The 15,324-nt window shown below is 62.8% G+C and carries 9 protein-coding genes; 6 read left to right on the forward strand and 3 right to left on the reverse strand.

What is annotated here, in order from left to right:
• Nucleotides 1-217 precede the first annotated feature (217 nt).
• The 5 genes from D8767_RS13050 to D8767_RS13070 all read left to right on the forward strand — a co-directional run bounded on the left by D8767_RS13050 (nt 218) and on the right by D8767_RS13070 (nt 11,452).
• Nucleotides 218-1,528: an MdtA/MuxA family multidrug efflux RND transporter periplasmic adaptor subunit gene (locus D8767_RS13050; RefSeq protein ID WP_016713848.1), complete on the forward strand. Its 1,311-nt coding sequence runs from the start codon at nt 218-220 to the stop codon at nt 1,526-1,528.
• Nucleotides 1,525-4,623 carry an MdtB/MuxB family multidrug efflux RND transporter permease subunit gene (locus D8767_RS13055; RefSeq protein ID WP_063977421.1) on the forward strand — a complete coding sequence of 1,033 codons (3,099 nt, stop codon included), beginning with the start codon at nt 1,525-1,527 and terminating at the stop codon, nt 4,621-4,623. The genes D8767_RS13050 and D8767_RS13055 overlap by 4 nt, the downstream gene beginning before the upstream one ends.
• A complete protein-coding gene (locus tag D8767_RS13060) occupies nt 4,620-7,727 on the forward strand; it encodes an efflux RND transporter permease subunit (RefSeq protein ID WP_019098361.1) in 3,108 nt (1,035 codons plus the stop codon). Before D8767_RS13055 ends, D8767_RS13060 begins: the two co-directional genes overlap by 4 nt.
• Complete coding sequence (locus D8767_RS13065) at nt 7,724-9,214, forward strand: efflux transporter outer membrane subunit (RefSeq protein WP_016713852.1); 1,491 nt, start codon at nt 7,724-7,726, stop codon at nt 9,212-9,214. The genes D8767_RS13060 and D8767_RS13065 overlap by 4 nt, the downstream gene beginning before the upstream one ends.
• 150 nt (nt 9,215-9,364) lie before the next feature.
• Nucleotides 9,365-11,452: a bifunctional diguanylate cyclase/phosphodiesterase gene (locus D8767_RS13070; protein WP_063977420.1), complete on the forward strand. Its 2,088-nt coding sequence runs from the start codon at nt 9,365-9,367 to the stop codon at nt 11,450-11,452.
• Here the strand turns inward: D8767_RS13070 and D8767_RS13075 are convergent.
• The 3 genes from D8767_RS13075 to D8767_RS13085 form a co-directional block, all read right to left on the reverse strand.
• Nucleotides 11,449-11,709 carry a DUF1652 domain-containing protein gene (locus D8767_RS13075; RefSeq protein WP_016499326.1) on the reverse strand — a complete coding sequence of 87 codons (261 nt, stop codon included), beginning with the start codon at nt 11,707-11,709 and terminating at the stop codon, nt 11,449-11,451. The two genes, D8767_RS13070 and D8767_RS13075, sit on opposite strands and share 4 nt — an antisense overlap.
• A 292-nt stretch (nt 11,710-12,001) precedes the next feature.
• Nucleotides 12,002-12,712 carry an RHS repeat-associated core domain-containing protein gene (locus D8767_RS29625; protein WP_080578109.1) on the reverse strand — a complete coding sequence of 237 codons (711 nt, stop codon included), beginning with the start codon at nt 12,710-12,712 and terminating at the stop codon, nt 12,002-12,004.
• 163 nt (nt 12,713-12,875) lie between these two features.
• The gene (locus D8767_RS13085) at nt 12,876-13,523 is read right to left on the reverse strand and encodes a DUF1345 domain-containing protein (RefSeq protein WP_016713854.1); all 648 of its coding nucleotides are present in this window, start codon (nt 13,521-13,523) and stop codon (nt 12,876-12,878) included.
• 129 nt (nt 13,524-13,652) lie between these two features.
• Here D8767_RS13085 and pgm point away from each other — a divergent pair, with 129 nt between their 5' ends.
• A complete protein-coding gene (gene pgm, locus D8767_RS13090; RefSeq protein ID WP_016713855.1) occupies nt 13,653-15,290 on the forward strand; it encodes a phosphoglucomutase (alpha-D-glucose-1,6-bisphosphate-dependent) in 1,638 nt (545 codons plus the stop codon).
• The last annotated feature ends 34 nt before the right edge of the window (nt 15,291-15,324 follow it).

Raw genomic sequence — 15,324 nt, forward strand, 5'->3', positions numbered from 1 at the left:
TGCCAGCACACGCAGCGGAACCCTCAAGCCCGCCACCGCTCCAGGCAACACCCTGTAACGGCCCGGAACGCTCTCCGGGCCGTTTTCATTTAAAATTCCGCGTCTTGGCAACGTCAGCCTAAGGTAAACCTCTGGTAAAGGCCCTTTGCTTAAACGATGCCATTGCTTATCGTTCACCCTCCCCAAGTCGCCATTCCGAACAAGGTTCGTTCAACCCATGCAAGCGTCCAATTCCCGTTCCCCCCGTCGCTGGCTCGTCGGCCTGCTGATCCTGCTGCTGGTGGCTGCACTGGCCTGGTGGCTGTGGCCTGCAGCAACGCCTGCGCATAAAGAAGCCAGTGGCGGCGGGCGCGGCGGCAAGGGCATGGGCATGATGGGCGGTCGCCCGGGCTTTGGCGGCTCCAGCGAAGCGGTACCCGTGCGCGTCGAGCCCGTGCGAGTGGGTGATTTCCCGCTGTACTACAAGGCCCTTGGCACGGTCACCGCGACCAACACCGTCAACGTACGCAGCCGCGTGGCTGGCGAACTGGTGAAAATCCACTTCAAGGAAGGCCAGCAGGTCAAGGCCGGCGACTTGCTCGCCGAAATCGACCCGCGCTCGTACCGCATCGCCTTGCAGCAAGCCGAAGGCACCTTGGCGCAGAACCAGGCGCAGTTGAAGAACGCCCAGGTCGACCTGGCCCGTTACAAAGGCCTGTACGCCGAAGACAGCATCGCCAAGCAAACCCTCGACACCGCCGAAGCACAGGTGGCGCAATTCCAGGGGCTGGTCAAGACCAACCAGGCCCAGGTCAACGATGCCCGCCTGAACCTCGACTTCACCCAGATCCGTGCGCCGATCAGCGGCCGTGTCGGCCTGCGTCAGCTTGACCTGGGCAACCTGGTGGCGGCCAACGACACCACCGCACTGGTGGTCATCACCCAGACCGAGCCGATCAACGTCGCCTTCACCCTGCCGGAAACCCAGCTGAGCACCGTGCTGGAGCGTTATCGCAGTGGCGCCAGCCTGCCGGTCGAGGCCTGGGACCGCAGTGACAGCAAATTGCAATCTACCGGCGTGCTGGGCAGCATCGACAACCAGATCGACACCACCACTGGCACCCTCAAATTCAAAGGCCGCTTCGAGAACAAGGACCTGGCCCTGTTCCCCAACCAGTTCGTCAACGTGCGTTTGCTGGCCGATACCCTCAAGCAGGTGGTCATGGCCCCGGCGGCGGCCATCCAGTTCGGCAATGACGGTAGCTTCGCCTACGTGGTCAATGCCGAGAACACCGTTAACGTGCGCAAGGTCAAGGTGGGCGCCAGTGATGGCGAGAACAGCGTCATTCTCGACGGCCTGAAGGCCGGTGACCGGCTGGTGCTGGAAGGTACCGACCGCCTGCGCGAAGGCACCAAGGTTGAAGTGGTCGAAGACAGCTCGCAAGTGCCGACCACCCCGGGCCAGCACCTGCAAGGGCAAGAGGCCAAAGGTTCGGCGCAAACCGGTGAAGCACAACCTGGCAAAGCAGCAGGCAAGGCGGGCGCATGAACCTCTCGCGTCTGTTCATTCTGCGGCCGGTCGCCACCACGCTGAGCATGCTGGCCATCGTCCTGGCCGGCCTGATCGCCTACAAGCTGCTGCCGGTTTCTGCCTTGCCGCAGGTGGATTACCCGACCATCCGCGTCATGACCCTGTACCCCGGCGCCAGCCCGCAGGTCATGACCAGTGCAGTCACCGCACCGCTAGAGCGCCAGTTCGGCCAGATGCCTGGCCTTGAGCAAATGGCCTCGACCAGCTCCGGCGGCGCGTCGGTGCTGACCTTGCGCTTCAACCTCGACATGAACATGGACGTTGCCGAGCAACAGGTGCAGGCCGCGATCAACGCCGCCAGCAACCTGCTGCCCAGCGACCTGCCAGCGCCACCGGTGTACAACAAGGTCAACCCGGCCGACACCCCGGTGCTGACCTTGGCCATCTCCAGCAAGACCATGCCGCTGCCCAAGCTCAACGACCTGGTCGACACCCGCGTGGCGCAAAAGCTCGCCCAGATCAGTGGCGTGGGCATGGTCAGCATTGCCGGCGGCCAGCGCCAGGCAGTGCGCATCAAGGTCAACGTCGATGCCTTGGCCGCCAACGGCCTGAACCTGGATGACGTGCGCACGCTGATTGGCGCGTCCAACGTCAACCAGCCCAAGGGCAACTTCGACGGCCCGACCCGGGTGTCGATGCTCGATGCCAACGACCAGCTGCGTTCCCCCGAGGAATACGCCAACCTGATCCTGGCCTACAACAACGGTGCGCCGCTGCGCTTGAAAGACGTGGCCGAAATTGTCGACGGCGCGGAGAACGAGCGCCTGGCCGCCTGGGCCAACGAAAATCATGCAGTGCTGTTGAATATCCAGCGTCAGCCGGGCGCCAACGTGATCGAAGTGGTCGACCGCATCAAGGACTTGTTGCCTTCGATCACCGACAACCTGCCGGCTGGGCTGGATGTGTCGGTGTTGACCGACCGTACCCAGACCATTCGCGCAGCCGTGAAGGACGTACAGCACGAACTGCTGATCGCCATCGCCCTGGTGGTGATGGTCACCTTCCTCTTTCTGCGCCGCTTCAGTGCCACCATTATCCCTTCGATTGCCGTGCCTTTGTCGCTGATCGGCACCTTCGGCGTCATGTACCTGGCCGGTTTTTCGGTCAACAACCTGACGCTGATGGCGCTGACCATCGCCACCGGCTTCGTGGTCGATGATGCCATCGTGATGCTGGAAAACATCTCGCGGCATATCGAAGAGGGCGAGACGCCCATGCAGGCGGCGCTCAAGGGCGCCCGGCAAATCGGCTTCACCTTGATTTCCCTGACCTTCTCGCTGATCGCGGTACTGATCCCGCTGCTGTTCATGGCTGACGTGGTTGGCCGGCTGTTCCGCGAGTTCGCCATTACCCTGGCGGTGGCCATCCTGATTTCCCTGGTGGTGTCGCTGACCCTGACGCCGATGATGTGCGCCCGGCTGCTCAAGCGCGAGCCCAAGGAAGAAGAGCAGGGGCGCTTCTACCGTGCCAGTGGTGCCTGGATCGACTGGCTGATCAAGCACTACGGCAGTGCCCTGCAATGGGTGCTGAAGCACCAGCCGCTGACCCTGCTGGTCGCCGTGGCCAGCCTGGCGCTGACGGTGCTCTTGTACATGGTGGTGCCCAAGGGCTTCTTCCCGGTGCAGGACACCGGGGTAATCCAGGGCATTTCCGAAGCGCCGCAGTCCACCTCGTTTGCCGCCATGAGCGAGCGCCAGCAGGCCCTGAGCAAGGTCATCCTGCAGGACCCGGCGGTTCAAAGTCTGTCGTCCTATATCGGTGTAGACGGCGACAACGCCACGCTCAACAGTGGCCGCCTGCTGATCAACCTCAAGCCCCATGGCGAACGGGATGTCACCGCCAGCGAGGTCATCAGCCGCCTGCAGCCGCAACTCGACCGGCTGGTGGGTATCCGCCTGTTCATGCAGCCGGTGCAAGACCTGAGTATCGAAGACCGTGTCAGCCGCACCCAGTACCAGTTCAGCCTGTCGTCGCCCGACGCCGACCTGTTGGCCCAATGGAGCAGCAAGCTGGTACAGGCGCTGCAGCAGCGCCCGGAACTGGCCGACGTGGCCAGCGACCTGCAGGACAAAGGCTTGCAGGTCTACCTGGTGATTGACCGTGACATGGCCAGCCGCCTGGGCATCACGGTGTCGCAGATCACCAACGCCCTGTATGACGCCTTTGGCCAACGGCAGATCTCCACCATCTACACCCAGGCCAGCCAGTACCGTGTGGTACTGCAGTCGCAGGACGCGGCACTTATCGGCCCGCGAGCGCTGGAGTCGATTCACGTCAAGGCCACCGATGGCGGCCAGGTGCGCCTGTCGGCGCTGGCGCGTATTGAGCAGCGCCAGGCCCAGTTGGCCATTTCCCACATCGGCCAGTTCCCGGCAGTCACCCTGTCGTTCAACCTGGCCCACGGTGCATCGCTGGGCGAAGCCGTTCAGGTGATCGAGCAGGTACAGAAGGACATCGGCATGCCGCTGGGCGTGCAAACCCGCTTCCAGGGTGCGGCGCAGGCCTTCCAGGCATCGCTGTCGAGCACCTTGCTGCTGATCCTGGCGGCGGTGGTGACCATGTACATCGTGCTGGGGGTGCTGTACGAAAGCTACATTCACCCGGTGACCATCCTCTCGACCTTGCCGTCGGCAGCAGTGGGCGCTTTGCTGGCGCTGCTCATTAGCGGCAACGACCTGGGCATGATCGCCATCATCGGTATCATCCTGCTGATCGGTATCGTCAAGAAGAATGCCATCATGATGATCGACTTCGCCCTGGAGGCCGAGCGTAACCAAAGCATGAGCCCGCGCGATGCCATCTACCAGGCCGCGCTGCTGCGCTTCCGGCCGATCCTGATGACCACCCTGGCCGCGCTGTTCGGTGCCGTGCCGCTGATGCTCGCCACCGGTTCCGGCGCCGAGCTGCGTCAGCCACTGGGCCTGGTGATGGTGGGCGGTTTGCTGGTCAGCCAGGTGCTGACGCTGTTCACCACCCCGGTCATCTACCTCTACTTCGACCGCCTGGCTCGCCGCTGGCGCCCGGCCACTGATGTGAAGCAGGCCGAGGCATGAACCTGTCCGGTCCTTTCATCCGTCGCCCGGTGGCGACCATGCTGTTGAGCCTGGCGATCATGCTGCTGGGTGGGGTCAGCTTCGGCTTGCTGCCGGTGGCGCCGCTGCCGCAGATGGACTTCCCGGTGATCGTGGTGTCGGCCAACCTGTCCGGCGCCAGCCCGGAAGTGATGGCCTCCACTGTGGCCACGCCGCTGGAGCGCAAGCTGGGCAGCATTGCTGGCGTGACCACCCTGACCAGCAGCTCCAACCAAGGCTCCACACGGGTGATCATCGGCTTCGAGATGGGCCGCGACATCGACGGTGCGGCGCGCGAGGTGCAGGCGGCGATCAACGCCACCCGTAACCTGCTGCCCAGCGGCATGCGCAGCATGCCCACCTACAAAAAGATCAACCCGTCCCAGGCGCCGATCATGGTGCTGTCGCTGACCTCGGATGTGCTGCAGAAAGGCCAGCTGTACGACCTGGCCGACACCATCCTGTCGCAGAGCCTGGCCCAGGTGTCGGGGGTAGGGGAGGTGCAGATCGGCGGCAGCTCGCTGCCGGCGGTGCGCATCGCCGTCGAGCCGCAACTGCTCAACCAGTACAACCTGTCGCTGGACGAAGTGCGCACGGCGGTGTCCAACGCCAACCAGCGTAGGCCCATGGGCTTTGTCGAGGACGCCGAGCGCAACTGGCAGGTGCGCGCCAACGACCAGCTGGAAAGCGCCAAGGACTACGAGCCGGTGGTGATCCGCCAGCAAAACGGTACCATCCTGCGCCTGTCCGACGTGGCGACCATCACCGATGGCGTCGAGAACCGGTACAACAGCGGCTTCTTCAATGACCAGGCGGCCGTGCTGCTGGTGGTCAACCGCCAGACCGGCGCCAACATCATCGAAACGGTTGACCAGATCAAGGCACAGCTGCCGGCCCTGCAGTCGTTGCTGCCAGCCAGCGTGCAACTGAACGTGGCCATGGACCGCTCGCCCGTGATCAAGGCCACCCTGAAAGAGGCCGAGCACACCCTGCTGATTGCCGTGGTGCTGGTGATCCTGGTGGTTTACCTGTTCCTCGGCAGCCTGCGCGCCTCGCTGATCCCCAGCCTGGCCGTGCCGGTGTCGCTGGTGGGCACCTTCGCGGTCATGTACCTGTGCGGGTTCTCGCTGAACAACCTGTCGCTGATGGCGCTGATTCTGGCTACCGGCCTGGTGGTGGACGACGCCATCGTGGTGCTGGAAAACATCTCGCGGCACATCGAGGACGGCCAGCCGCCGATGAAGGCGGCCTTCCTCGGCGCCAAGGAAGTAGGCTTCACCTTGCTGTCGATGAACGTGTCGCTGGTGGCGGTATTCGTCTCCATCCTGTTCATGGGTGGCATCGTGCGCAACCTGTTCCAGGAGTTCTCCATCACCTTGGCGGCGGCGATCATCGTGTCGCTGGTGGTGTCGCTGACCCTGACGCCCATGCTCTGCGCCCGCTGGCTCAAACCGCATCAGGCCGAGCAGACACGCCTGCAACGCTGGAGCGACAAACTGCACCAGCGCATGGTCAACGCCTACGACCGCAGCCTGGGCTGGGCCCTGCGCCACAATCGCCTGACGCTGCTCAGCCTGTTGGCCACCATCGGTATCAACATCGCGCTGTACGTAGTGGTGCCCAAGACGTTGATCCCGCAGCAGGATACCGGGCAGCTGATGGGCTTTATCCGCGGCGACGACGGGCTGTCGTTCACCGTGATGCAGCCGAAGATGGAAATCTACCGCCGTGCATTGCTCGCCGACCCGGCAGTGCAGAGCGTTGCAGGTTTCATCGGTGGCAACAGCGGTACCAACAACGCCATGGTGCTGGTGCGGCTGAAACCGATCAGCGAGCGCAAGATCGATGCGCAGAAGGTGATCGAGCGCCTGCGCAAGGAAATGCCCAAAGTGCCTGGCGGGCGCCTGTTCCTGATGGCCGACCAGGACCTGCAACTGGGCGGCGGTGGCCGTGACCAGACGTCGTCGCAGTACCTGTATACCCTGCAGAGTGGCGACCTGGCAGCGCTGCGTGAGTGGTTCCCGAAAGTGGTCGCTGCTGTACGTGCACTGCCGGAACTCACTGCTATCGATGCGCGTGACGGTGCCGGCACCCAGCAGGTGACCCTGGTGGTCGACCGCGACCAAGCCAAGCGCCTGGGCATCGACATGGACATGGTTACCACGGTGTTGAACAACGCCTACAGCCAGCGGCAGATTTCTACCATCTACGACAGCCTCAACCAGTACCAGGTGGTGCTGGAGATCAACCCGAAATACGCCTGGGACCCAAGCACCCTGGAGCAAGTGCAGGTGATCACCGCCGAGGGCGCCCGCGTGCCGCTATCCACCATCGCCCACTACGAAAACAGCCTGGCCAACGACCGCGTCAGCCACGAAGGCCAGTTCGCCTCGGAAGACATCGCCTTCGACGTCGCGGAAGGCTACAGCCCCGACCAGGCCATGGCAGCGCTGGAGCGCGCAGTGGCCAAGTTGGGCTTGCCTGAGGAAGTGATCGCCAAGCTGGGTGGCACTGCCGACGCCTTTGCCAAGACGCAGGAGGGCCAACCGTTCATGATCCTCGGTGCGCTGGTGCTGGTGTACCTGGTGCTGGGCATCTTGTACGAAAGCTACATTCACCCGCTGACCATTCTTTCGACACTGCCTTCAGCCGGTGTCGGGGCCTTGCTCGCGTTGTACGTCACGGGGGGCGAGTTCAGTCTGATCTCGCTGCTGGGGCTGTTCCTGCTGATTGGCGTGGTGAAGAAAAACGCCATCCTGATGATCGACCTGGCCTTGCAACTGGAGCGTCACCAAGGGCTGTCGCCGGAGGAGTCGATTCGCCGGGCGTGCCTGCTGCGCCTGCGGCCGATCCTGATGACCACCCTGGCGGCCATTCTTGGCGCCTTGCCGCTGCTGTTGAGCCATGCAGAAGGTGCAGAAATGCGCCAGCCGCTGGGCCTGACCATCATTGGTGGCCTGGTGTTCAGCCAGATCCTCACCCTTTACACGACGCCGGTGGTCTACCTGTACCTGGACCGCCTGCGCCACCGTTTCAACCGTTGGCGCGGCGTGCGCACCGACGCCGCCCTGGAAAACCCGCTATGACTTTTGCCCAGACCCCACTTCATCGTGCCCTGCAAACGCTGACCCGTGGGCGTGGCTCGCGCCTGCTCGGCGCCGGGTTGTGCGTGGCCCTGCTCAGTGCCTGTACCTTGAGCCCGGACTACCATCGCCCCGAACTTAACAGCTCGGCGGCGCAGTTCAAGCACGCCGAAGGCTGGACCCAGGCCGCCCCATCCGACGCCATCGCCCGCGGCGCCTGGTGGGAAATCTACGGCGATGCCGGGCTCAATGCGCTGGTTGAGGAACTGAACCGTAGCAACCAGACCGTAGCGCAATCAGAAGCCCAGTACCGCCAGGCCCAGGCGCTGGTGCGCAGCAGCCGCGCGGCGTTGTTCCCGAGCCTGGACCTGAGCACCAGCAAGAACCGCTCGGCCCAGGGCACCGGCAGTTCCAGTTCGAGCCTGTCCAACAACAGCAGCGGCATTCGCAACACCTACAACGCGCAGTTGGGTGTGAGCTGGGAAATCGACCTGTGGGGCAAGCTGCGCGAAACCATGAATGCCAACGAGGCCAGTGCCGAAGCCAGCTTCGCCGACCTCGCGTCGATCCGCTTGAGCCAGCAATCCGAGCTGGTGCAGAACTACCTGCAACTGCGGGTAATAGACGAGCAAAAGCGTCTGCTGGAAGCCACTGTGGCGGCCTACGAGCGCTCGTTGCGGATGAACGAAAACCAGTATCGCGCCGGCGTTGCGGGGCCGGATGCGGTGGCCCAGGCGCGCACCCAGCTCAAGAGCACCCAGGCTGACCTGATCGACCTGATCTGGCAGCGTGCGCAGTTCGAAAACGCCATTGCCGTGCTGTTGGGCAAAACCCCGGCCGACTTTGCTCTGGCCGACAGCAAGGACATTCCTGCGCTGCCGCAAATCCCGGTATCCCTGCCTTCGCAGCTGCTGGAGCGGCGCCCGGATATTGCTGCTGCCGAGCGTAACGTGATGGCCGCCAATGCCAACATCGGCGTGTCACGGGCGGCGTATTTCCCCGATCTGAGCCTGAGCATGAGCGGCGGCTATTCCAGCAGCAGCTTCAGCAACTGGATCGAGCTGCCCAACCGCTACTGGTCGGTAGGCCCGCAACTGGCGCTGACCCTGTTCGACGCTGGCAAGCGCAGCGCCGAGGTGGACCGCACGGTGGCCGCGTATGACCAGACCGTGGCGCAATACCGCCAGACCGTGCTCGACGGCTTCAAGGAAGTGGAGAACCTGCTGGTGCAGTTGAAGGTGTACGGCGATGAAGCGGTGGTGCGCCAGGAAGCGCTGGATGCCGCCCGCGAGTCGCTGCGCCTGACCGAGAACCAGTACCGCGCAGGGTTGATCGGCTACCTGGATGTGGTGAACGTGCAGACCACGGCATTGAGCAACGAGCGCAGTGTGTTGAACCTGTTGCAAGGTCGCTTGGTGGCCAGTGTGCAACTGGTGGCTGCGCTGGGTGGCGGCTGGGATGCGGAACAGGCATTTGCCGAGCAGGATTGACCTGCTCTCTGCGTTCCAAAGGGGCTGGACATTCTCCCGCAGAGAGTGCATTGGATCCATTCCCATTCGCAGAAACCCCGTGCGTTTCGCCTAAGCTTGAGTACAATCGTCAGCTTTTGCCGGGCCCCCTGTCCCGTCGCTGGAACTCCAATGCTGACCGGTAGCTACTCCTCTTCGCTGGTGCTGATTTCGCTGTGCGTGGCGATTCTGGCGTCTTATACCGCCCTTGACCTGACCGGCCGCATCGCCACGGCCAAGGGCCGGGCTGCCTACTTGTGGATGGGGGGCGGCGCGTTGGCCATGGGCATCGGCGTGTGGTCGATGCACTTTATCGGCATGCTCGCGTTCAGCCTGCCTATCGACCTGGGTTATGACCTGGCGCTTACCGCGTTCTCGCTGCTGATCGCCGTGCTGTCCTCGGGCTTTGCCCTGTGGCTGGTGAGCCAGCCGAGCCTGCCGTGCCTGCAACTGGGCTTCGGCGCGCTGATCATGGGCGCCGGCATCGCCTGCATGCACTATACCGGCATGGCCGCGCTGCGCATGCTGCCGGGCATCGACTATGACCCGACGCTGTTTGGCGCTTCGCTGCTGATTGCCGTGGGTGCGTCTGCGGCGGCGTTATGGATCGCCTTCCGTCTGCGCAAACACACCCCCTACGTGCGGCAGATCCGCGGGCTGGCGGCAGTGGTCATGGGGTTTGCCATCGTCGGCATGCATTACACCGGCATGGCGGCGGCGAACTTCCCCGAAGGCAGTTTCTGCGGTGCGCTGGCAGGTGGGTTGCAGGGCGACAGCCTGGTTTACCTGGTGTTGATCACTACCTTGGCGGTGTTGGCCGTGGCCTTGCTCACCTCGGTGCTGGACGCGCGCCTGGAGGCGCGCACCGCCGAACTGGCCCGTTCGCTGACCCTGGCCAACCAGGAGCTCACCCAGCTGGCCCTGCACGATACCCTGACCGATCTGCCCAACCGCACGTTGCTGGCCGACCGCATCGAGCAGGCCATTGCCAAGGTGGCGGAGCAGGGCGGCTGTTTTGCCCTGATGTTCATTGATCTGGACGGTTTCAAACCGGTCAACGATGCCTTCGGTCACCACATTGGCGACCTGCTTCTCAAGGCCGTGGCGGGGCGGCTGCGCGGCCACTTGCACAGCCAGGACACGTTGGCGCGCATCGGCGGTGACGAGTTCGTGCTGCTGGTGGAATTGCAGGAGCCGAACGATGCCATGGACGTGGCGGTCAAGCAGGTCAACCTGGTGTCGCGACCATTCCGCGTGGCCGAACACGACCTGCAACTGTCGGCGAGCCTGGGCATTGTCCTGTATCCGGGCAACGGCCAGGACCAGCACGAGCTGTTGCGCAATGCCGACGCTGCCATGTACCACGCCAAGAGCGCCGGCAAGAACGGCTACAGCTTCTTCGACGTGTCGATGAACAGCAACGCCCGCCAGCAACTGCAACTGCTGCAGGACCTGCGCCAGGCGCTGGAGCAGCGCCAGTTCCGGTTGCACTACCAGCCCAAGTTCGACGCCCAGGCCTGTCAGCCGATCGGTGCCGAGGCCTTGCTGCGCTGGGAACACCCGCAGCAAGGGCTACTGCTGCCTGACCGCTTCATTGGCCTGGCAGAGAAAACCGGCCTGATCATTCCTATCGGTGAATGGGTGCTGGACGAAGCCTGCCGGCAGATGCGCCAGTGGCTGGACCAAGGGCATCAAGGTTGGCGCATGGCCGTGAACCTGTCGGCCATCCAGTTCTGCCATGCCGGGCTGGTCGAGAGCGTGGCCCGGGCCCTGCAACAGAACGGCCTGCCGGCCAACTGCCTGACACTGGAAATTACCGAAACCACCGCCATGCACGATGCCGATGCCAGCCTGACCGTGCTGCAACGCCTGTCCGACATGGGTGTGGACCTGTCCATCGATGATTTTGGCACCGGCTACTCCAGCCTGATGTACCTCAAACGCCTGCCGGCCAACGAGCTGAAGATCGACCGTGGCTTCGTGCGTGACCTGGAACAGGACAGCGATGATGCAGCGATTGTCTCGGCCATCGTCGCACTGGGCCAGGCGCTGGGCCTGCGCATCGTTGCCGAAGGTGTAGAGACCGACAAGCAGCAAGACTTCCTGACCCGACTGGGGTGTGATTCGCTGCAAGGTTACCTGCTGGGGCAGCCGGTACCGGCCGAGCAGTTCATGGACAAGTTACAGGCCTTGCACCAGGAGAAGAGCGCCGTAATCTAGACAGCGTTGCGCAGGGTGAAGGCGGGGATGAAAGCGTCCATTTCCGCTTCGACGGCTTCGATGATGCGCTCTACATCGGCTGCAGCCATGATTGCCGCACACGGGATGCCGGCGATGGCCATCAGGGTTTCGCCGGTGGCGCGGTCGAACAGCCGCGCGATCATGCTGCGGGGCGCATCCATGGTGGCTTCGAAACCCAAAGGGTGGAAATGCCAGCGCATCACCTGGCAGGCGTTGGGGAACGTCATCTTGTTCATGCCTGCCTCCTTTGTCCGCGCCTGGACATGGTGAATGGTCAGCCACACGAATGGCGGCTGCCGGGAATGTAAAGATAGCAGCTGTCACGGGCGATTCTCGGCTGTAAGTACGCAAAATGTGCTAATGCATGACGGCGGTCACATCCTTGTCCAGGATGGTTTTCGCAGCTGTTGGTCTAGCAAACGTTTGCCAAGGATGATAGCGGCGTTCAGGCCGATGAGTACGGCTGCTTTAACCCCATTGCTTTTTCGGACAAGTGGTCGTCGTGAGCACTGTGAGTTAGCACGTTGGTTAAAAAGAGTTTCGACGGAGGGCGAGTGCGCTACGTTGAGTGTCTGTCGGTCCATAGATGAGCATGCTGTAGAACTCGTTGGGTGACAAAGGCAGAAAGGAGCCAGTTCTTGCAGCGGCCATCAGGGTTGTAGCTGCAGGAGGAACAACAGCAAAAAAACCGCCGATTATAATTGTTGATCGGACTTGCTCCGGAAGCCTGTTCCACTGCCGTCTAACTGTTCTTCGGGCTGTAGTAAAAGCCCGCACCACGTCATTCGTGGTTTCCGCCAGTATGTGATCGGCAGTCCTAATGGCTGCGTCACCAAGCAAGTTAAGGGCGCGCGGAAGCTGCGGTTCAATTTCTATCATGGTTTGGGGCGGTAAGGAGTTTCGTCTTGATGGTGGCGGTGTCTCAGGAGAAAGCCACCTATTCAGCCTGGCTACGCCCCTTCTCAGCCACTCTAAATACCGTCCAGTTGGATCATGGCGATTGATGGGATCCCCTTCGCAATAGGCGTATGCACTTATTCCTCCTTTGGAAAAGGGTGATAACTCATCACCCTGAATGAAACGCATCAGAGCAGGGGCATAGAACCTATGGCCGTTACCCAGGCCGTAGTATCCGGTGACGCTATCCTGGCATTGGCCGGAATAGCCAAGGGAGGGAGTGTTTGCCTGTGTATGATGAAAACCGTAGGCTGAATATTTACATATTTCATTACCGGGCATGCCTCATCCTCAACATGTAAATGTGTTCTTTATCAAAGGTTGGCCGTGGTCGCAGGCGGAAATACACGCTGCTCTGCGTCGGAAGAATGTAAGTCAGATGTGCCTTTGGATCTACTGATAGAAATACCAGTTTTTTTGCGTGTGGGGCATTGGTGTTTCGGGCTTAACCTAGGAGTCCTGCGGCAATGTTGATGGTGAACCCCAGAATCGCCGTATTGAACACGAAACCCACCAGCGAATGCGCCAGCACCACCCGCCGCAGTTGCCTGCCGGCGACGCCTATGTCCGAAGTTTGCACGGCCACACTTATGGTGAACGAGAAGTAGTGGAAGTCCCAATAGTCCGGGTTGCGCTCGCCGTCGGCGAAACGCAAGGGTGGTTCGTGGTTTTGCCCGGTATAGAACAAACGTGCGTAATGCAGGCTGAAGATGCAACCAATCAGCAGCCAGGAACCGGCCACGGTCAGGCCGGTGTAGAGGTAGTGCAGCGCCATGTCTAAGCCTTGCAGCCCACGGCTGGACACCAGTTGCAGGGTGACTGCGGCGAGGCTGGCGATGGCGGCGATGCACACGGTGAGCAGGACCAGGCCTGCGTTTTCGTCTTCGACGCGGGCCATCTTGCGGACCTTTTCCGGGCGGGCACCCCAGCTCAGGTGCAGCACCAGCGCCAGGTACAGCCACACGCCCAGGTTCCAGCCAGCGAGGATGTGTTGCACGGCATCACCGGCAGGGATCAGCCAGGCGCCAATCAGGCCTGCCGCTGCGGCGAAGCTCAGGCGGGGGTGGGTACGGGTCAGGCGGTGGAAAGCCATGGGGCCTCATTCACGGTGGGTGTGGTCTCTACTCTAGCTTGTTCTTTGCCGGCACCCATCGCACACCCTTGCAACTCTCAGTACACTGCACGTTCCAACACCAACATCTGTTGAACTCGAGGTTTTTGCATGACGCTCAGTCCTTTGGCAGGCAAGCCGGCTCCGGCCAGCGTGCTGGTCGATATTCCCCGACTGCTCACCGCCTATTACACCGGCCGCCCAGACGCTGCCGTGGCGGCCCAGCGTGTGGCCTTCGGCACCTCGGGGCACCGGGGCACTTCGCTTGAATTGAGTTTCAACGAATACCACGTGCTGGCCATCACCCAGGCCATCTGCCTGTACCGCCAGGAAAAGGGCATCGATGGCCCGCTGTTCATCGGCGCCGACACTCACGCCCTGTCGGCCCCGGCCACGGCCAGCGCGCTGGAAGTGCTGGCGGCCAACGGCGTGCAAGTCAGGTTGTCGAAGGACGACGAATACACGCCCACGCCGGCTGTGTCCCACGCCATCCTCTGCCACAACCGTGGCCGCCAGCAGGGCCTGGCCGACGGCATCGTCATCACCCCGTCGCACAACCCGCCGCAGAGCGGTGGCTTCAAGTACAACCCGCCCAATGGCGGCCCGGCCGACAGCGATGTGACCAAGTGGGTCGAGGCCAAGGCCAACGAACTGCTGGCGGCGAACCTGGCAGGCGTCAAGCGCATGGACCATGCCCAGGCGCTGCAGGCCCCGACCACCCAGCGCCACGATTACGTGAGCAGCTATGTGGCGGACCTGGAAAACGTCATCGACTTCGATGTCATCCGTGGCGCCAAACTGCGCCTGGGCGTCGACCCGCTGGGCGGGGCAGGGGTGCGCTACTGGTCGGCCATTGCCGAACACTACAAGCTGGACCTGGAAGTGGTGAACACCGAGGTAGACCCCACCTTCCGCTTCATGACCGTCGACTGGGACGGCCAGATCCGCATGGACCCGTCCTCGCCATACGCCATGCAGGGCCTGATCGGCCTGCGCGAGCGCTTCGATGTGGCCTTCGCCTGCGATCCGGACCACGACCGCCACGGCATCGTTACCCCGGACGGCCTGCTGCAACCGAACAACTACCTGGCCGTGGCCATCGACTATCTGTACCGCCACCGCCCGCAATGGCGTAGCGATGCTGCCGTTGGCAAAACCGTGGTGTCCAGCGGCCTGATCGACCGCGTTACCCAGCGTCTGGGCCGTGAGCTGTACGAAGTGCCGGTGGGCTTCAAGTTCTTTGCCCAAGGGTTGTTCGACGGCTCGCTGGGCTTTGGCGGCGAAGAGAGTGCCGGTGCGTCGTTCCTGCGCCGCGATGGCTCGGTGTGGGCGACCGACAAAGACGGGCTGATCCCGGCCTTGCTGGCTGCCGAGATGACCGCCCGTACCGGCCGTAACCCGAGCCAGGCCTACGCGGACCTGACCGAAGCCTTGGGCAAACCGTACGCTACCCGGGTCGAAGCCAAGGCCGATGCGCGGCAGAAAGCGCTGCTGAGCAAGCTGGCGCCGGAGCAGGTCAAGTCGACCGAACTGGCCGGTGAGCCTATCGTGCAGATCCTCAGCCACGCGCCGGGCAATGGCCAGGCGATTGGCGGGCTGAAGGTGATGACCGCCAACGGATGGTTCGCCGCACGGCCGTCGGGCACCGAGGACATCTACAAGATCTACGCCGAAAGCTTCATCGACGAGGCGCACCTGCAGCGCCTGGTGCAGGAAGCGCAGGTGCTGGTGGATGCAGCGATTGCCTGACCGGTAACAAACCGCTTGGCCCTGCGCCGCAACG

The sequence above is a fragment of the Pseudomonas sp. LTGT-11-2Z genome (assembly GCF_003691445.1).
Classification (GTDB): domain Bacteria; phylum Pseudomonadota; class Gammaproteobacteria; order Pseudomonadales; family Pseudomonadaceae; genus Aquipseudomonas; species Aquipseudomonas monteilii.